General features: G+C 59.3%; 15 protein-coding genes. 9 read left to right on the plus strand and 6 right to left on the minus strand.

Going from position 1 to position 19,414, the window contains the following annotated elements:
- Positions 1–10 precede the first annotated feature (10 nt).
- Positions 11–682 (plus strand): NADPH-dependent F420 reductase, encoded by a 672-nt coding sequence (gene npdG / locus SG26_RS00710; protein WP_050036568.1) that lies wholly within the window; start codon positions 11–13, stop codon positions 680–682.
- Positions 683–794: 112 nt separating this feature from the next.
- On the opposite strand, the gene SG26_RS00715 is transcribed toward npdG, so the two are convergent.
- The 6 genes from SG26_RS00715 to SG26_RS00740 all read right to left on the minus strand — a co-directional run bounded on the left by SG26_RS00715 (position 795) and on the right by SG26_RS00740 (position 8,616).
- Positions 795–2,795, minus strand: coding sequence for an AMP-binding protein (locus SG26_RS00715; RefSeq protein ID WP_050036569.1), 2,001 nt, complete (start codon positions 2,793–2,795; stop codon positions 795–797).
- Between the two features lie 71 nt (positions 2,796–2,866).
- Positions 2,867–3,250, minus strand: a complete 384-nt coding sequence (locus SG26_RS00720; protein WP_014030864.1) for a PaaI family thioesterase — start codon at positions 3,248–3,250, stop codon at positions 2,867–2,869.
- A gap of 164 nt (positions 3,251–3,414) precedes the next feature.
- A complete protein-coding gene (locus tag SG26_RS00725) occupies positions 3,415–4,419 on the minus strand; it encodes an LLM class flavin-dependent oxidoreductase (RefSeq protein WP_050036570.1) in 1,005 nt (334 codons plus the stop codon).
- Between the two features lie 86 nt (positions 4,420–4,505).
- The gene (locus SG26_RS00730; RefSeq protein ID WP_014030862.1) at positions 4,506–5,774 is read right to left on the minus strand and encodes a M24 family peptidase; all 1,269 of its coding nucleotides are present in this window, start codon (positions 5,772–5,774) and stop codon (positions 4,506–4,508) included.
- 114 nt (positions 5,775–5,888) lie between these two features.
- A complete protein-coding gene (locus tag SG26_RS00735; protein ID WP_050038220.1) occupies positions 5,889–6,851 on the minus strand; it encodes an NAD(P)-dependent oxidoreductase in 963 nt (320 codons plus the stop codon).
- Between the two features lie 61 nt (positions 6,852–6,912).
- Positions 6,913–8,616: a thiamine pyrophosphate-binding protein gene (locus SG26_RS00740; RefSeq protein ID WP_050036571.1), complete on the minus strand. Its 1,704-nt coding sequence runs from the start codon at positions 8,614–8,616 to the stop codon at positions 6,913–6,915.
- Between the two features lie 1,189 nt (positions 8,617–9,805).
- On the opposite strand from SG26_RS00740, the gene SG26_RS00745 reads away from it, so the two are divergent.
- The 8 genes from SG26_RS00745 (at position 9,806) to SG26_RS00780 (ending at position 19,414) form a co-directional block, all read left to right on the plus strand.
- Positions 9,806–11,011, plus strand: a complete 1,206-nt coding sequence (locus SG26_RS00745; protein WP_050038221.1) for an ABC transporter substrate-binding protein — start codon at positions 9,806–9,808, stop codon at positions 11,009–11,011.
- A 186-nt stretch (positions 11,012–11,197) separates the two neighbouring features.
- On the plus strand, positions 11,198–12,316 hold the full coding sequence (locus tag SG26_RS00750; RefSeq protein ID WP_050036572.1) for a pyridoxal phosphate-dependent aminotransferase: 1,119 nt from the start codon (positions 11,198–11,200) through the stop codon (positions 12,314–12,316).
- A gap of 332 nt (positions 12,317–12,648) precedes the next feature.
- Positions 12,649–13,746, plus strand: coding sequence for a branched-chain amino acid ABC transporter permease (locus SG26_RS00755; RefSeq protein ID WP_050036573.1), 1,098 nt, complete (start codon positions 12,649–12,651; stop codon positions 13,744–13,746).
- Complete coding sequence (locus SG26_RS00760; RefSeq protein ID WP_050036574.1) at positions 13,743–15,050, plus strand: branched-chain amino acid ABC transporter permease; 1,308 nt, start codon at positions 13,743–13,745, stop codon at positions 15,048–15,050. The genes SG26_RS00755 and SG26_RS00760 overlap by 4 nt, the downstream gene beginning before the upstream one ends.
- Positions 15,043–15,870: an ABC transporter ATP-binding protein gene (locus SG26_RS00765; protein WP_014030855.1), complete on the plus strand. Its 828-nt coding sequence runs from the start codon at positions 15,043–15,045 to the stop codon at positions 15,868–15,870. Before SG26_RS00760 ends, SG26_RS00765 begins: the two co-directional genes overlap by 8 nt.
- Positions 15,867–16,571, plus strand: coding sequence for an ABC transporter ATP-binding protein (locus SG26_RS00770; protein ID WP_014030854.1), 705 nt, complete (start codon positions 15,867–15,869; stop codon positions 16,569–16,571). Before SG26_RS00765 ends, SG26_RS00770 begins: the two co-directional genes overlap by 4 nt.
- 681 nt (positions 16,572–17,252) lie before the next feature.
- Entirely contained in the window at positions 17,253–18,401 is a 1,149-nt protein-coding gene (gene pdhA, locus SG26_RS00775) for a pyruvate dehydrogenase (acetyl-transferring) E1 component subunit alpha (protein ID WP_050036575.1), read from the plus strand.
- Positions 18,398–19,414 carry an alpha-ketoacid dehydrogenase subunit beta gene (locus SG26_RS00780; protein WP_050036576.1) on the plus strand — a complete coding sequence of 339 codons (1,017 nt, stop codon included), beginning with the start codon at positions 18,398–18,400 and terminating at the stop codon, positions 19,412–19,414. The genes pdhA and SG26_RS00780 overlap by 4 nt, the downstream gene beginning before the upstream one ends.

The raw sequence follows: 19,414 nt of genomic DNA on the forward strand, positions 1-19,414 counted from the left end.
ATGCAAGCGCATGGAGTTAGCAATACTGGGCGGTACTGGTGACATCGGTGAGGGGCTCGCAATGCGGTTTGCCTCGGACACGGACCACACGATTACGATCGGCTCGCGGGACGCTGCGAAAGCCACCGAGCGAGCGAGCACGTACGAAGAACGACTGTCCGAGCACGGCGTCGAGACTGGAATCAACGGGACAGACAACAGTAGCGCTGCGGCCGGTGCAGACGTGGTTATCCTGGCTATTCCGCCACACCACGTCGGCGATACAGTTGAAGCACTGGCAGAAGATGACGTGCTCTCAGACCAACTGCTCATTAGCCCCGCCGTCGGAATGAACGGCGATGGGGATGGACTTCACTACCGACCACCGTCGACAGGGAGCGTTACTGAGTTTGTCGCGGAGCGAGCCCCTGAATCTGTTCCAGTGGCCGGCGCGTTCCACAACCTCGCCGCGGACCGGCTAGCGGATCTGGAGGCCACGCTCGATGTGGATACGCTGGTGGTCGCGGACGACCCGGCGGTCAGTGAACGAGTCGTGACGCTAACTGATGACCTTGCGGGCGTCCGACCGATCCCTGCTGGGCCGCTATCGAACGCTACGGAGGTCGAGAGTCTGACGCCACTGCTCATCAATATCGCTCGATACAACGAGGATATGCACGATGTCGGTGTGAGTTTTAGCTAGACCCGGCCGCGCTTCCGTCCGCCGCCGCGGTTCGATAGTATCGTAGCGAGATCGGCGACGTCCTCGCGTTTGCCTGTATCTGTAGACAGTCGCAACCAGATCAGGAATTATCTCAGCGCGCGTTGTCGATTTCGTCGATCGCGTCGGGGTTTTCGATACTCGAGAGGTCCCCCAGTGCTGTCCCCTCGTAGACGTTCTGAACGATTCGACGGACAATCTTTCCCGACTGGGTCTTCGGGAACGCGTCGACGAAGTGGAGTTCACGCGGTCGGAACGGCTTGCCGAGCGCGGTCCCGACCTGCGCGCGCAACGTCTCTCGAAGGTCGTCTGACGCCTCGTACTCCTCGTTGAGGATGACGTATGTGACAACCGCGGTCCCCTTCGTTTTGTCGTCCGCACCGATGGCAACAGCGGCGTTGACCGCATCGTGTTCGATGAGTGCGCTCTCGACCTCGGCCGGGCCGACCTTCCGGCCGGCGACGTTGAGCACGTCGTCCGACCGACCGTGTAAGAACCAGAAGCCGTCCTCGTCTTTCTGTGCCCAGTCGCCGTGGTCCCACATATCGCCGAACCGCGACCAGTACTCTTCGAGGTACCGCTCGTCACCGCTCCACAGCGACTTTGTCATCGACGGCGCTGACGACTGACAGACCAGATACCCCTTCTCGTTGGCTTCGGCAACGGATTCCCCTTGTGCATCGACGATGTCGATGTCCATGCCGAGCGCCGGACCACCAAGCGTCCCCGGCTTCAGCGAATGCAGCGGCGTCGGTTGCAGGAAACAGCCGAATATCTCCGTTCCGCCGGAGATGTTCATAATCGGTGTTGTGCCGTTGCCGACGTTTTCCAGAAACCACTCCCAGGAATCCGGGTCCCATGGCTCGCCAGTTGAACCCAGCAGGCGCAACGTCGAAAGGTCGTGCCCATCCAGCCACTCGTCGCCGTGCTTCTGTAGCGCACGGATCGCTGTCGGTGAAATCCCGAACACCGATAGATTGTGGGTGTCGATCATCTCCCAGAACCGGTCCGGCTCAGGATAGTCGGGTGCCCCTTCATACATGAAGACGGTCCCACCGTGGGCATGATTGCCGATTAGCGTCCATGGACCCATCATCCAGCCGATGTCCGAGACCCAGAAAAAGCGGTCTGCGGGCTTGTGGTCGAACGAAAAGAAGATTTCCTTCGCCGGCTGGACGAGCCCGCCGGCGTGCGTGTGGACGATGCCCTTCGGTTTGCCTGTTGTCCCAGATGAGTACAGCAGCATCGACTCGTGGTCGGCGGGGAGCGACTGGGTCTCGTAGTCGGCAGCTTGGGAACCGACTGCATCCGCCCACCATTCGTCACGAGCGGGGTCCCACGAGAGAGTGGATTCCCGAGAACCCAGCCGATTGTAGACGATTGTGTGCTCTACGTGGCCCGCCGCTTCGATAGCCTCGTCTGCGGCCGACTTCAGGTCGATTTCGCTTCCCCGGCGGTAGAAACCATCACCGGTGAACAGGACTGAACACTCGGCGTCTTCGATGCGAGTTGCTGTCGCGTCGACCCCGAAGCCGGAGAAGATAGGGACGGCAATCGCACCTACTTTGAAACAGCCATACAGCAATGGGACGATTTCCGGAACCATCGGCATGTACAGCCCGACGGTGTCACCGGTTCCGATACCGCGCTCTTCGAGTGCATTGGCGACGCGATTGGCCTGTTGGTGGAGTTCGTGATAGGTTATTTTACGGACTGTCCCGTCCTCACCTTCCCAGAGTGTCGCGACGGTATTTCGGGTCTCTGAATCTGGGGCTGCGTGACGATCGACGACGTTGTGCGCGATGTTGAGTTCCCCACCGACGTACCAGTCCGTGAACTGGGGGCCGTCTGTGTCATCGCGGACTTGCTCGTACGCCTCGTAAAATTCCAGGTCGAGATAGTCGACTATCTCGTCCCAGAACCAGTCCAGTCCGGATGCCGGTTCACCGTCGATATCGGTGACCGTCCGCCTGTGGAGTTCTTCGAAGTCCTCGATGCCGTGCTTTTGCATGAACGCGTAGACGTTGCTCTCGGTCACGAACGTCTCGCTCGGTTCGTACCGTACCTCGTCGAGTGCTGTGAGTGAATCTGACATTGGATTCAAGTGGCTGTGACAGTGTCGGAAGCTGTGCAGTCGCTGCAGTTGAGCGACCCCGTCTGGTTGCGCTACCCCGTCTTGTAGACGCCGCGTGCGTCCGCGACCTGTGTGCCGTCTTCAGCGTACACTTCGACGCTGACGACGCCAACGTCACCGCCGTGGCGAACCACATCCGCCTCTGCTCGGAGGTCCCCTGTCCCGGCTTCGAGGTAATCGATGCGCATATCGATGGTCGGCACCGGCTGGTCGACGAGCGACACCAGAGCGGCCCCACCAACGGTGTCTGCGAGCGTGAACGTGACGCCGCCGTGGGCCATTATCTGCTCTTCGTTCCACGACAGCTCTTCGCGCATTTGGATATGCCCTTCGGCGTACCCGTTGTCGACTGTGGTTATTTCGATATCGAGCAGGTCGGCAAACGGCATGTTCTCGAAGAACGCTTCGATGTCCATACTCATCAATTCGGTTCTTCACCTAGGGAAATAAATATTGGTGTTCACGGGGTCCGAAACACACGGTCGACACTTAGGGGGTCACTGGTGCTCGTGGTGTCTCAGCCCTTCCGGGTTAGACAGCATCTGACGGTTCAACAGTCACCGACACGACGTGCCAGTCCTTAGCTGACCTTCGGCTGCACCTCTTCTCCGAGGCGTCGGATACACTCGGCCATCTCCTGCGTTCCGGTTCCCGGGTGGTACGTCCGGAAGATGAAGTGTATGTCGTCGCCCAGCGCCTCGCGGTACGTTTCGAGTTCCGCCGTGACTTGCTCGGGTGTCCCGAAGATAGCCTGCTCTTTGAGTTCCTGCTTGCGGTCTTCGTCCAGTTCCGCAACGGTCTCGCCGGAGAATATCTCCTCGTACCGGCGCTGGATGTAGAGGTAGCCGTCGCGCATCCGCTCCCACGCGTCCTCGCGGGAGTCTCCGACGAACCCGTGTTGGAGGACGTACACCTGAAAGTCGCCCTCGATATCCTCGTCGTCACGGACGTTACGGATGTCCTCGACGCGCTTGCGGACGCCATTGACTGACAGCGACGACGGGGCACACCATGCGTCAGCGGTCCGGGCGGCTCGCCGGACGGCAGGCCGCGACGCCCCACCGAGCATGAGGGGAACGTCGTGTGCAGGTTTCGGTGTCACAGTGACGTCCGACGAGATGTCGTGGAATTCCGGCTCGTAGTCGAGCGGCCCGTCGGACCAGGCACCGCGAAGCGTGTCGACCGCATCGGCTAGCCGTTCAGCCCGTTCGTCGTCGGGAATTCCGAAGGCGTCAAACTCTGAGACGTTGGACCCGATTGCCATCCCGAGCGTCGTTCGGCCACCGGAGATCTGGTCCACCGTTGCGATATCCTCGGCGAGCCGGATCGAATCGTACAGCGGCGCGAGTGCGATGCAGGACCCGATTTCGATGTCGTCGGTGACTGCGGCTAACGCCCCAAGCGCCGGTGTGACGCCCGACAGATAGTCGTCGTCGAGGAAGTGATGCTCTGAGACCCAGGCGCTATCGAGACCCGCGTTGTCGATAACTTCCCCCAGTTCGAGCATTTCGTCGTAAATATCGCTGGTTTCGCGGTCGTCGTCCGGGCGCTGCTGACAGGTAAACAGGCCTGTTCCCAGTTGCATAAATTTCCGTAACGGCGCGACCGACTTAACGGTAGTGGCACGCCGGCGACCAGACAGTGCGTGAGACCGGCCAAGATGCCTGCCAGTCAGTAGTCTATCCGCGTGATCTCCGAAACGGGCCATTCGCTGAGGATCTCAACGCCGTTCTCGCGGACAACGACCATCTCTTCGACGCGGACGCCCTGTCGCTCTGCGGGTTGCATCGTCTCGACAGCCATCGTCATACCCTCCTCGATTTCGATCGGGTGGTCCGGCGAGAGCCCGCGCCAGATGAGCGGCGTCTCGTAGAGCTGTAGCCCCAGCCCATGCGCCCAGTGGTTGGTCGTCATCTGCCAGAACTCGTCGGCGTCGTACCAGTCCATATGCTCACCCTCTCTGTCGGGGAAGCCCTTGCAGATCTCGTCGGTCGTGGCCCCCGGCTCGATTCGTTCGAGGACGTCGTAGAGGTCGTCACGCGCCTTTTGGTAGGCGTCTTTCTGTGCCTGCGTCGGTTCACCCATGCTGAACGTCCGGTAGTAACAGGAGCGATAGCCCAGATAGCCGATGTTGTAGAAATCCGCGTAGACGAGGTCGTTCGGCCGGATCATTCGGTCGGTCGTGTTCGCCTGATGTTTCGGCCAGGTGTTCGGACCAGAGGTCACGTAGCCACCCTGGGCCATCGCGCCGTGGCCCCAGAGTTCGCCGACTGCGTCGCCCCAGACTTCCGATTCCCGCTTGCCCGGTTTTGCACTCTCCGTAATCTTCTGGAAGCCCGCTTCACAGATGGCAGCGACCTGTCGCAGACACTCGACCTCGTCGCGGGTTTTGGTCTTCCGCGCGTCGAGCATGATATCGGTCGCTGCACTGGTGTCGACATTGACGCCGCGGTTTTCGAACTTCTCGATAAGCGTCCCGTTCCCCACGTCGATGCCCATCGGCTCCCGGTCGACACCGTACTCTTCCATGGCGGTGTACACCGTCTCGGCCATCTTGTCTTTGAGCCAGTCGCGCGCGGAAGCGCTGCCTGACGCCCGGGGAACGTTGCCGAGTCCAGGACAGGCATACCGGATGTCGTCGAGCCAGGGACAGTTGAACCGTTGGTTCGATGCGTGGTCCGCAGTGTCCCAGTGAACCACGTCGCCGTCTTCGGTCAGGAGCGTGTAGTGATCTGCCCCGCTCCCGCCGGTCATCGCCAGCCCGGTGACGTACCGGACATTCGGGTCATTGATAAGCAGCATCGACCCCAGTTCGGAGTCCTGCAGTCGGTCGAGGGCTCGGTCTTTGCGCTCGCGTCGCATCCGCTTGACGTCGATCCGCTCTTCCCAGTCGACGGCCATGGTGCCACGCGTTCCTTCCATGAAGTCGCGCTCGTACATCACGTATGCGTACAGGCAGGTCCCTAATCAAACACTGGGTTCACTCCGGCCGATACGGGACAAACGCAAGCACCCACGGTACGCACGTCACACAGCGACGGCAGGACTGGTGTATCAGAGCGATTCGAGCCCGTTCTCCTCCCGGAGGGTGTTGATGTAGGACCGGAACCCGGATTCGAGGTCGTACTCGACCTCGTAGCCGAGATCGTTCTGCGCAGCGGTCATATCGAGATTCTGGGTCCAGGGGAGTTCGCCCTCGTCGGAGACATCGAGGTCGGCGTCCGGAACGATTTCCCGGACAGCGTTGGCGGCTTCACGGATCGTCGCGAGGACGCCGCGGACGTTGTAGATGCGCTGGCTGAGATCGTCCTCGTCGACGAACGTTGCTTTCCGGAACGCCTGTGCGATATCGCGGGCGTGTTGCCAGTCGATCACCTGATCACCGTACTCGACGCTGAACGGTTCGCCGAGTGCCGGCTTCTCGATGATGTTTGCGAGGAACGCCGACCCACCGGTTTCGCGGTAGGGGCCGTACGCGACTGTCGGACGGAGTCCAACGTGGTCAACACCGTAGTCCTCGTGGTAGACACGGGCCTGATGTTCGTTGTACTCCTTGGTTGCGCCGTAGAGCGTATCTGGATAGACGAGTTCGTTCTCGTCGACGTACTCGGCGGCGTAGTTGTGTGGCGGCGCGTACACCGCCGCGCTGGAGGCCCAGGTGACACGCTCGATCTGGTCGTCGAGGGTGCGTGCGGCCTCGAAGACGTTGTTCGTCCCCCTGATGTTGACATCGAGGCCAGCCCGCGGGTTGTCCCGTGCTGTGTTCGTCAGCAGTGCCGCGAGGTGAACGATGTGTGTCGTCCCCGTCTCTTTGACGGCACGAATCACATCCGTCGCCTCGGAGACATCACCGCGCCGGATGGTCACGTCGTCGGCGACACCCAACTTCGATAGGATGTGGTCGTCCGTCGAGAGGTCGTAGGCGACGACGTCGTGGCCGTGTTCGATGAGGTCCTCGACCACATACGAGCCGAGGAAGCCGGTTCCACCAGTGACAAGCACCGTCGTATCTGTCATTGTCATATCAGTGTGTGTTCCGTGGTTGATTTATATTCTTTGCTAACCCGTGTCTGGGACGTCATTCGTGCAGTCCGCCGACTTCCTCGTAGAACGACGATTGGAGGGACTCGACCATCTCTTCGTCGCGGTCGATGCGGACGTCGATGACGAACGGGACATCGACGCTGGTCCCTTCGGCGAGTGCATCCCCGAGTTCAGCAGGCGTCACGGCTCGTGTCGCTTCAGCGCCGAACGCCTCGGCCGCTTTCACGAAGTCGGTGTCGTGGAACTCGACGCCAGCGATGTCGCCCGCCTCGTGTTGCATCTGACGGACCATCCCCAGGCTGGTGTCGTTGAGGACGACGAACGTGGGCGCGACGCCGTTCTCGACGGCTGTCTCCACACTCGTCATCGTCATCGTGAAGCCACCGTCGCCGGCGACGGCGATGACATCTTTCTCCGTCGTGATGGCGGCGGACACCGCGGCTGGCGTTGCCCATCCCATCGCGCCGACGCCACCGCTGCCGTAGTAGGTCCCGGTGTCCGGTGTCTGGAGGTAGTTCAGCAACCAGAATCGGTTGTTGCCCGAGTCTGCGGTCACGATGGTCTCCGAATCAACCACTGCCTCGATCTCTTTGACCGCCCGCTGTGGCTTGATTGGCGACGCGTCCGACTCGCATCTGGGGGCGTAAAACGACTCCTGCGCCGCGGCCGCACGGTCGCGCGCCCAGTCGTTTCCAGCACTCTCGGGGAGGTTTGCCGCCAGGTCGTCGAGGCTCTGTGCGGCGTCACCGATGAGTGCAACATCCGCGGGGTAGACCCAGCCAGCGTTGCGTGTGTCGATGTCAGCGTGGATGATGGTCTGCTCGTCGGGCCGGATGAACTCCGGGGACTGCCAGTTCGTGTCCATCGGGTTCATGCGACAGCCCACGACGAGGAGGACGTCTGCCTCGCTGACAACCTGATTTGCGCCCTCGTGCCCGAAGGAGCCGATAACGCCCGCGGCCAGGTCGTGGGTTTCGGGGAACGTGGACTTGCCGAGATAGGAGGTAGTGACGACGGCATCAGTAGCCTCAGCGACAGTTTCGAGCTGGTCGTAGGCGTCGGCCGCGTGAACGCCGTTGCCGGCGATGATGACCGGTCGGTCGGCCTCGCTCAGGGCTGTTATCGCTGTCTGGACGTCCTCGCGGGCCGGTCGCGATTCCCAGTTTTGCACCTGATCGTGACCGTCCCAGACCGGCGGAATCGGGTCTTCGGGCATCTCCTCGGTGACGGCGTCGCCGTCGAGGATTATTGCCGTTGGCCCCGGCCGGCCGGCAGTCGCGTGCTTGAACGCGAGCTGGAGGCTTCGCACCGTCTCCGTCGGTGAGCGCGGGAACCAGTTTTCCTTGGTGTAGGCGTCGAGTGCTGACGGCAGGTCCAGCCCGCCGTAGTCACCGCGAGCCTGCTGGTACGGCGCGAGTGTGGAATAGTCGCCACGCTCGCTGGCCTCGGTGATAACGACCATCGGTGACGAAGCGAGCTTGCCCTCCATCTGGCCGATTGCGCCGAGGCTGCCGATCCAGGGGCCTTGCCCCGCGAGGACCCCGGGGTTGCCGGTGAGTCGCCCGTGCATCTCGGCCATGACACTGGCTTCGCGCTCATCGCGTGGTCGGACCATCTCGACGTCGGCCTCCGGGACGTGATCGAGAATCTCGATGGCACGACCGCCGGGATATCCGAAGACGTACTCGACGCCTTGCTCGTCCAGTTCTTCGACAAGGCGCTTTCCTGTTTCAGTCATGGGTAGTGAATTTGAGAGTCATTATCGCGTTACGTCCCACTGTGGGTAACTCCCAAGATATAGAGTTTGGGGTCAACGTTGCACCAATCCCGGTGAACGGACGTACTATTCGGGGCCCTGCGAAACTCGATGTCCTGCCGCGGTGTTCAAGTAATTCGACAAAGTCATACTACCAGTTTCTAGCGGACTCGGTCCTTTGACCGCTCGGATTCCTTGTTATTGCTCCCGAAAACTGTTCTAATAGTTAGAACAGAGTAAATTCCAGTGCAGACTCCCTAGATTCATATACTGACTGAAAGGATAAATTAGGAAAATTGTCGATAAAGACCTTCTAAGTTTGACTTCACCTACTGAGTAAGACACCTGAACCTTGGAGTATTGGATACTACGGTTGGCGGATTACAGCGTTACTGTTGTAACAGCGTTTGTCGCACGATTTTCGCATATTGTTACACTCATATAGATGTAACAGCACCCTGCTGTGCAGGCTCGGTTGTCATTGTCCTCATATCTTTGTTATTTACATCGACGAATAACTCTTCTTTGGAGCGGAACTATCGGTTCTTCAATGCTGTAGAGGCAGTAGCGGTTCTGGGGAGTCCGTAGCAGCTGGGGACTCATTCACCGAACTACATACCGAAGGTTCAGTGAGCGTGGCTGTGAGTCCGTTCGAATAATTCGAACCATTACGATCTACGATTGATTTATATACTAGAGTCCTCTGGATAGCTGCCTGTCCGAGCGGAGAGTGACGACTGATCGCCGAATTTGAGAGCCCATTCCGATACGAGAACCGGACTGCGCATTCGGTATGGCTAGTCCGGTGCTGGTGCTCGATTGGACGCTCAAACCAGCACTCTCGCATCGGCTACCCGTACCTATCTGGGCCAGAAGTGCGCTGTAACGGTTATAGGGTACGTCGAACGCCCTGTCGCCGACACCGTTCGTATGTTTCGAACGAGTATCGGCACTGGCGCGGTGCGCACACGACAGCGTTGACAATACAGGCACGTCTGTTGAGAGTCTTCTGCGTATCGCTGTGTTCGAGATCAGCTCGGATCGGACTCGTCCCTCTCAGGGCCCGTTTCGTCTCTGAGCAGAACCGCTTCGGTTCATAATAACGTTTATCACGAAAGATGGTGTCATGGGTAGTGTTGCGATGCACGATACAGTCAGCCGTCGAACTGTCATGAAGAGCATTGGTGCCGCAGGCGCTGTCGGACTTGCAGGCTGTTCGGCAGATGGTGGTGATGGTGGCAGCGAGAACACCATCAGCATGGGTATCCTAATGGGAGTCACAGGTGGATTGTCCGAAGTGGGTCCTGCGATTCGGGACGCAGCAGAACTAGCCGTAAAACAGGTCCGAGACGCGGACAACGGGTTCTCAGTCGATACGCAGTTTGAGAATACGGAGACCAAGCCCAGTCGGGGTGTGAGTGGTGCGGAAGCCCTCGTGAACGGTGGCTACCCGATGATTTGCGGGGGGTTGGCGTCATCGGTGACACTGCAGGTCGCGGAGAACGTCGCAATTCCGAACCAGACCGTGATGTGCTCACCATCGGCGACGTCGCCGGATGTCACGTCACTGGAGGATAACGACTTCGTGTACCGGACGCCCCCCACGGACAAGTTGCAGGGGTCACTGCTGGCACAGATAGCGGCCGAACGGCTCGAGAAGGAGAGCGCAGCTATCCTCTTTCTCAACAACGCGTACGGGAACGGCCTGTCGAACGGATTCACGAAGACGTTCGAGGAGGAGTACGGTGGTGAGGTCCTGAATCAGGTCTCGTACTCGGCGGGTCGGTCCTCGTACACCTCCCAGTTGCAGAACGTGCTTGACGGTGACCCGGAGACGCTCGTGATTATCGGCTATCCGGAGAGTGGGAACAAGATCTTCCGGAACTTCTACGAGAACTTCGACAGAGCGGACATGGATATCCTGGTGCCGGACGGACTCAGGGCCGATGACTTGCCCGGGAATGTGGGCCACGACATGACAAACGTTCGCGGGACCAATCCGTCCTCGGCCGGACCGGGGATCGAGTACTTCAGATCTGCATACGAGGAGGAGTACGGCTCTGCACCGGGACCGTTCAATCAGCAGTCGTTCGATGCTGCGGCGGTTCTGCTGCTGGCACGCGCGGCAGCCGGTGAAGATGACGGGACTGCAATCCGAGACCAAATGCGGGCGGTCACAGATCCCGGCGGCGAAACAGTCGGACCCGAAAACCTTGGAGAGGGTGTTTCGTTGGCGGCCGACGGGAACGAAATCAATTACCAGGGCGTCTCGGGCCCGGTTGAGTTCGACGAGAACGGCGACCTGGCCAGCGCCGTGTACAACTACTTCAGGTACACGGAGGACGGCACAGAGAATATCGAGCAGGTGGAGGTGTAACCGAAATACCGCTGGGCTTTCTCCTCTGACTACAATTGCCCCTCAGTACGACAGTCGAAGTAGATTTTGTACCATTGCCGTGGCTCAGATAGAACATGTTCATCATACTGTCTGGCAAGGTTGGGGGAACGGCACCTGTCGTACAACCGAAAGACTATAATCAAATACCGTTATACTCATGAACTGATGTCTCAGTACGCAGCACGCGTCGAAGAGATGGATATCAGCGGCATCCGAGAAGTCTTCGAGGCGGCAGGCGAAGACGCAATAAATCTGGGTCTCGGTCAGCCTGATTTCCCAACGCCAGAACACGCCCGGGAGGCAGCGACGAGTGCGATTCAGGATGGGATGGGCGACTCATACACGTCCAACAAGGGCGTTCCAGAACTCAGAGAAGCCATCAGTGAACGCTACGCCACCGACAACGGACAGGACATACCGCCCGAAAACATCATCGCCACTGCCGGCGCAAGCGAGGCGATTCACGTCGCCATAGAAGCCCACGTCCAGCCAGGTGACGAAGTGCTCTGCCCCGACCCCGGGTTTCTGGCCTACGAACAACTGGTGTTACTCGCCGGCGGCGAACCAAAGCGGGTCGAACTCAGAGATGACTTGACCCTCGACCCTGCTGCTGTGGAGGACGCCATTACAGACAACACGTCACTGTTTATCGTTAACAGTCCTGCGAACCCGACCGGTGCGGTGCAATCGAAGCGGGATATGGCGGAGTTCGCGCGGCTAGCGGATGAGCACGAAGTCATTTGCCTCTCCGACGAGGTCTACGAGAAGATCGTCTTCGACGGTGAACACCACTCCCCGGCGGAGTTCGCCAGCTCCGATAGGGTAATTCAGGCCAGCGCGTGCTCGAAAACGTACTCGATGACAGGGTGGCGGCTCGGGTGGGTGGCGGCCAGTTCAGAGCGAATCGAACGGATGTTACGGGTGCACCAGTACGTGCAAGCGTGTGCCAGCGCTCCATCGCAGTACGCTGCCGAAGCGGCGCTTACCGGCCCACAGGAACCGGTGCGAGAGATGGTGTCGGCCTTCGAGGAGCGTCGAAACGTGCTTCTCGATGGGTTGGAGGATATCGGCCTCGACACGCCAGTGCCGAAGGGAGCGTTCTACGCGATGCCTCACGTCCCGGACGGGTGGACCCAGAAGATGCTGGACAACGACGTCATCGTGGTTCCTGGCGAGGCATTCGGGCCGAGCGGTGAGGGACAGGCGCGGATCTCGTATGCCACGAGCACAGCTGAACTGAAAGAGGCGCTGGAAGTGATGGGAACGGTCACGGATTCTCTGTAGCGCGCCAGCAGGGACTCGCGACTGACTGAGCCTTCCGACAATCGGTTTCATATTTCTCGTCGTGGACATAGATACATATGCGCTTCAAGCGAGCACTGCCGAAGTCGGGAGCGTATGCGCCCGCGGTTGTGTACTGACTACTGGTATCAACGCTGAACCCTGGTATCAACGCCTGCGGTTGCAAAGCCCGCCTGACTTAGTTACATGTCTGATATATGTTGTACATTATCGTGTGTGTCACTAGCATGAAATGGGCGTATATTTTCGGTTCCCTGTGATTCTATGACGATTTTACATCAAGATTTTTAACACTGGGTACAGAGCACGATAATATGGCGGCACGAGACTACTACAGCCGTGGACAGAATCTACTATACAACCGCCCAGTACTCGTTATATTCGCCGTTATCGGCGTGTTTCTCGTATTCGACATCCTTCGACAGTTAGGAACTGGAACAATCGTCGTCACAGACCTCATGAGTTATCTCTGGAACGGACTGGTGCTTGGGATGTCGCTTGGACTGGCCGGTGTCGGCCTCTCGATGACGTACAGTATCCTCAATTTCGCGAACTTTGCCCACGGTGACTTGATTACGAGCGGTGCGTTCGCCGGATGGGCGACGGCGTTTCTGGTTGCAGGGCTGGGTGAATTCTCTGCCGAAGCGCTCGTCCTCATCGGCGGCCCGATCGCAGTCGGTTCGAATGAGCTTGGCATCAATGTTGTCAATACCCCACTGGCGCTTTTGGCTGGATTGCTCGTCGCCGCGGCCCTCACAGCCGCCCTCTCGCTTTTGCTGGATCGAATCGTATTCAAACCGATGCGCAGTGCCGATGGCGTGACGCTGATGATCGCCAGTGTCGGCGTCGCACTGTTCCTTCGTAATTTCCTCACCTTTTCGTTCCTGACTGACAGTCGCGGGCTGACAGGCGGCAATATCCCCCAATTTACCATCGCGGGCGTCACGTTCGGTGGGCACCAGATTACGCTGGTCGTCGTTGCCGCACTCCTGATGCTCGGCACTCACATTCTGCTCCAGTACACCAAGATCGGAACGGCCATGCGTGCGATGGCCGCGAACAAAGACCTCGCAAAAGTCACGGGCATCCCAACGGAACGCGTCGTCAAGCTCACATGGATTATCGGCGGCGGGCTTACTGGGTGTGCAGGCTTTCTTATCGCGTTACAGCAGGGAACGCTCACAGTTACAATGGGGTGGGACCTGCTGTTACTGGTGTTCGCAGCGGTCATTCTCGGCGGTGTCGGATCGATCTACGGCGCAATGGTCGGTGGGGTCATCCTCGGCATCGCGAGTCGACTCGCGCTCGTCTGGATTCCAGCCAGCTTCCTCTTGGTTGCGGCATTCGTCATTATGATCGTCATGCTGCTCGTGCGCCCGTCGGGTCTGTTCAGTGGGAGGACGACGGCATGAGTACGGGTTCCATTCAGGCGCGGGCTGAGGGCTGGCTTGGCAACAATGACGTGCGCCTGCTTGTCGCGCTTGCTCTCGCGATCGGGGGACTGTACGCGCTTTTCAGTGTCGTCCTCGGGTTCCAGCTGAACGGTACCGTCAACACGCTCCGTCGTGTCGCGTTCCTCTCAGCTATCTATGCCATGTTAGCGCTCGCACTGAACCTCCAGTGGGGGTACGCAGGCCTGTTCAATCTCGGTGCGGCCGGGTTCATGGCGATCGGTGTGTACACGATGGGGATACTGACCGCCCCAGTGACGGCCAGTCCGCCCGGCTTCGGGCTGCCGCTCCCGGTCGCCATTGTGGGCGCTATCGTCGTGACTGGGGTCGTCGGCGGCCTCGCAGCGTTGCCGGCGATCCGGCTTCGTGCCGACTATCTTGCCATCGTAACCGTCGCGTTCTCGGAGATCGTTCGCCTCACACTCCGTGCCCCGGAGTTCGCGAACACTCGCATTGCCGGCGTCGCATTCGGAACTGGCGGTGCGACGGGCCTGTCCCTGCCATCGAACCCGATCCGGATTCTCTTTTACACAGACCCGGCCGCAACAGCCCCAGCGCCCAATGCGCTGGGTGCGGCGATGTTCAGCGCCGTGGAACCACTGGGAATCGAGCAGACGCTGGTCATCGGCTGGGCGTACGTGGTCGTGCTGTGTCTCTGTCTCGGCCTCCTGTACTGGCTGATGATCCGTATCGGGAAGTCACCCTTCGGCCGGGTCCTCAAGAGCATCCGCGAGGACCAGCAGGTCACGCAGGCACTGGGGAAAGACACGCGCCTGTTCAAAATAAAGACCTTCGCGCTTGGCTGTGCGCTCATGGGCCTGATTGCCATCCTTTGGCGGCTCTCCGGAGGCTATGCATCGCCACGGATGTTCAAGCCGATACAGACGTTCTATATTTTCATTGCCCTGTTTATCGGTGGGACTGGCTCACCGACGGGAAGTATCGTCGGCGGTGCCCTGTTCGCGAGTCTGCTCTTCGAGGGACCCTCGTTCGTCCGCCGGGTCGTGGCAGAGTACCTCCAGCTCAGCAACGCCCCCGACACGCTTGTCGGTGCGCTTGCCGAGCTGGGGACCCTTGATGTCACGCCCCTGCTGGCCTATTCCGTGCAGGACGTGAGCATCTCCGCGCTCCGTCTCATGCTGTTAGGTATCGTCCTGGTGTATCTCATGCAACGGCATCCGGACGGGCTGCTTGGCCATCGAAAAGCAATCGCATCGAGCGTTGACCTCTCACAACAGGCGACTCGCGAGGACGACAATGAGTAAGAACGCACACTCAGCACGGAGCGACCAGACCCAAAAGGGACAGCAAGAGCAGATACTCAAAGTGGAGAACCTACGAAAGACGTTTGGCGGTATTACCGCTGTCGCCGACGTCTCTTTCCACGTCGAAAAGGGGTCGATCACCGGCCTGATTGGCCCGAATGGGGCTGGCAAGTCGACGACGTTCGACCTGATTACCGGTGTGCAACGGCCGGACGGGGGCGAAGTCGAGTTCAACGACACGGAGATAACGGGGTACCGGTCGGATCAGGTCGCAAACCAGGGCCTCGTCCGGACCTTTCAGATCGCACGGGAGCTATCGGAGATGACTGTGCTGGAAAACCTGCTGCTGGCACCACAGAACCAGGCCGGCGAAGCAGTCTGGCGAGCGGTCCTCCCGCGAGCCAGAACGAAGGTCGTCGAACAGGAAAAAGAGCTCCGGGAACAGGCCTGGGAGATGCTCGAACTGTTCGAGATCGAGCACGTCGCGCACGAATCCGCCGGCAATCTCTCAGGGGGCCAACGAAAGCTTCTGGAGATGGCGCGCGTGCTCATGACCGACCCCGAGATGGTGCTGCTGGACGAACCGCTTGCGGGAGTCAATCCGACACTCGAGGAGAAACTCATCGACCGGTTGCACACGCTCAAAGAGCGTGGCTACACTTTCCTCTTCGTCGAACACGACATGGACGTTATCATGAACAACTGCGATACGGTCATCGTTATGCACCAGGGGAGCGTTCTCACCGAGGGGCAACCGGACGCGGTGAAAAACAATGAGAAAGTGCTTGACGCCTACCTCGGAGAAGAGGTGAAAATATGAGTTTGCTGTCAGTACAGCAACTGGACGCCGGCTACGGTGACCTGCAGATCCTCACAGACGTCGATATGGAAGTCGGACAGGGTGAGTACATCACCATCGTCGGCCCGAACGGCGCAGGTAAGTCCACTGTGATGAAGTCAGTGTTCGGACTGACGACGTACATGGGGGGCGAGATCGTATTCAATGATAGGGACATCGCTGGCGAACAGCCGGAAGATATCATCTCGTATGGGTTGAGTTTCGTCCCCCAGAGCAACAACGTGTTCGAGCCGCTGACGGTCACGGAGAACCTCAAGATGGGTGCATACACGCTGGACCAGTTTCCCGAAGAGCGGCTACAGGCGGTTTACGACCGGTTCCCGATACTGGAAACGCGGTCAGAACAGAAGGCGGGTACACTTTCAGGCGGCCAACAGCAGATGCTTGCGATGGGCCGTGCGCTCATGCTCGACCCTGATCTGTTACTGCTTGACGAGCCCAGTGCAGGCCTCGCACCGGACCTCGTCGACGAGATGTTTGACCGCATCGACGAGATCAACGACGCCGGAACCGCCGTCCTCCTCGTCGAGCAAAACGCCAAAGAGGCATTGCGGCGGTGCGACCGCGGCTACGTCCTTGTGCAGGGACAGAACCGACACGAAGACAGTGGTGAAGCACTTCTCAACGACCAGCAGGTTCGCGAGGACTTCCTCGGCGGGTAGTCTCTGTACCCAGGACTGGCTTGGAGACTGCTTTTTGCCACAGGAAGGCGCCGACGCGAGATACTGTACGGGCCGTCGAGCCGGCACGGGCTGTTGAGTCCTTGACGGCCCATAATCAGCGAACGGATTGCCACACTGCAGCCCCGGATTCAGTGAAGTTGTAGATATTTGAACGTATTTAGTTCTTCACAGCACCTCGTTATATCGACTTATCCGTATTACCGTCTGAATATATGTTGTGTTACAATCATCACAAGATAGGGAAGGTAGATATAATAGTCAAATATGTTGTACTTGTTGCTGTCTCTACGTCCCTTTGGCCCAGTAACTGTCACCGCTCATACCGGGATAGCTACTGTGGCGTGTGAACGAGTGTCGCACAAACAATAAGTATCTACCATGTCAGTCTCCACATATGCATCCGGGCTTGAACCCTATCGCCTGCCCTGCAGGTCAGCTGTCCCGGCAGTTAATGGATTGGGCACTGCCCTCTTCCACAGCTACATTTTTCACATTTTCGACATTTAAACTGGCGTAGACTGCCAGCGCACAGGTGGTCCCTGTGCCCGGTGGAAAACGCCAGCCTTGAACACGCTCGGGGAGCCGTACTCAGCGGCTGTTCGGGTTATCAGGGTCTGTTGAGGGAGCGTCTGTCGAATACAAAAAACATCATCGAAAACAATGAACATGAAAAACGAAGCAGGAAGCAAGGACGTGCCAGCGGCCGTCAGAGAAGACTCGGATCTAGTCCAGGTACTGGATGCTGAAGGAAATGTCTTACCACAGGCGTCTGTTCCGGACATTTCAGACAGGCAGTTACTTGAGTTGTATGAGACAATCAAGCTCGCTCGTCACTTCGACCAGCGGGCGATCAGCTTCCAGCGACAGGGGCGGCTAGCGACATACGCACCAATGACGGGCCAAGAAGGGTCACAGGTCGCCACGAGCCTGGCACTTGCCGAGCAGGACTGGTTGTTCCCGACCTACAGGGAGCACGCGGCGAAGTACGCCCACGGGATGGACCTTGCATCCCTTTTCGAGCCACTGAGAGGCTATCGAGAGGGATACGCGATCCCCGACGACGTCAACGTGATGCCGGAGTATATTCCGATTGCGACCCAGGTTCCACAGGCCATGGGAATGGCGTGGGGACACAAGCTACAGGGAAAGACCGATACGGCCGTCCTGTGTCACCTCGGTGACGGTGCGACCTCCGAAGGCGACTTCCACGAAGGACTGAACTTCGCTGGGGTGTTCGACGTCCCCGCTGTGTTCGTCTGTAACAACAATCAGTGGGCGATTTCGGTCCCCCGCGAGCGACAGACCGCGAGCGAAACCATCGCTGAAAAGGCACAGGCATACGGTATCGACGGCGTTCGAGTCGACGGGCTGGACCCGCTGGCGGTCTACAAAGTCGCCAGTGCGGCACTGGAGAAAGCCCGGAATCCGGGTCCCGGAGAGCTACGCCCAACGCTTATCGAGTCCGTCCAGTATCGCTTCGGTGCGCATACCACTGCGGACGACCCGTCCGTTTACAGAGACGAATCGGAAGAAGAGGCCTGGCGCGACCGCGACCCCGTGGACCGCATTGAAACGTACCTGTACAACGAGGGCATCCTCGATTCCGACCTTGAGAGTGAGATCCAGGACAGTATCGAACAAGAAGTCAGCGAGGCGATAGAAACGGCGGAGCAGACAGAGACGAGTCCGGACAACATCGTCGAGCATGTGTACGAGGACGTTCCAGCGCGGCTCGAAGAACAGCGGGACGAACTGAACCGGCTGCGCGAGAAGTATGACGACGGCGCGTTCTCGGAGGTGCTGGAATGAGTTCGACAGCCAGTACGCAGACGGGGCAAAACGCACAGCGTCTCACCCTCGTGGAGGCGATACAGGACGGACTGTACACGGAAATGTCGCAAGACGATAGCGTCGTCGTTCTGGGCGAAGACGTCGGGAAGAACGGCGGTGTTTTCAGAGCAACCGACCAGCTATACGAGGAGTTCGGCGAAGACCGCGTCATCGACACGCCACTGGCAGAAGCCGGAATCATCGGGGCTTCGATTGGACTCGCCCAGACCGGCATGAAGCCTGTTCCCGAGATGCAGTTCATGGGCTTCATGTACCCCGCGTTCGACCAGATCGTCAGTCACGCTGCGCGCCTCCGGAGCCGTAGCCAGGGGCAGTACTCGGTGCCGATGGTGATACGGGCCCCATACGGCGGTGGGATTCGCGCCCCAGAACACCACTCCGAGTCAAAGGAAGCGTTCTTCGTGCATGAGCCCGGCCTCAAGGTCGTCTCACCGAGCACACCCTACGATGCGAAGGGGCTCCTGGCGGCGTCCATCCACGACCCGGACCCAGTCATCTTCCTGGAGCCGAAGTTGATCTACCGCGCCTTCCGTGAAGATGTCCCGACGAAACCGTATGAAGTGTCGCTGAGTGAGGCTGCTGTCCGGCGGGAGGGAAGCGATATTTCAGTCTATACGTGGGGAGCAATGACCCGGCCCGCCCTGATCGCTGCGGAGAACCTCAGCCAGTCAGATGGCATCGAGGTCGAGGTCATCGACCTGCGGACCCTGTCACCCCTCGATGTAGCGACGATTACGGACTCGTTCAAAAAGACCGGCAGAGCCGCGATTGTACACGAAGCACCGAAGACCGGCGGACTGGGGGCGGAAATCGCAACGACGATTCAGGAAGAAGCGCTCGTTCATCAGGAAGCGCCAATCAAACGAATCGCCGGCTTCGATGCCCCCATGCCGCTCCATTCGCTGGAGGATTACTATCTGCCACAGGCGGTCCGTATCCAGGACGGCATCCGCGAAACAGTCGATTTCTAA

The organism is Haloarcula sp. CBA1115, assembly GCF_000827835.1.
In the GTDB taxonomy this organism is placed as follows: domain Archaea; phylum Halobacteriota; class Halobacteria; order Halobacteriales; family Haloarculaceae; genus Haloarcula; species Haloarcula hispanica.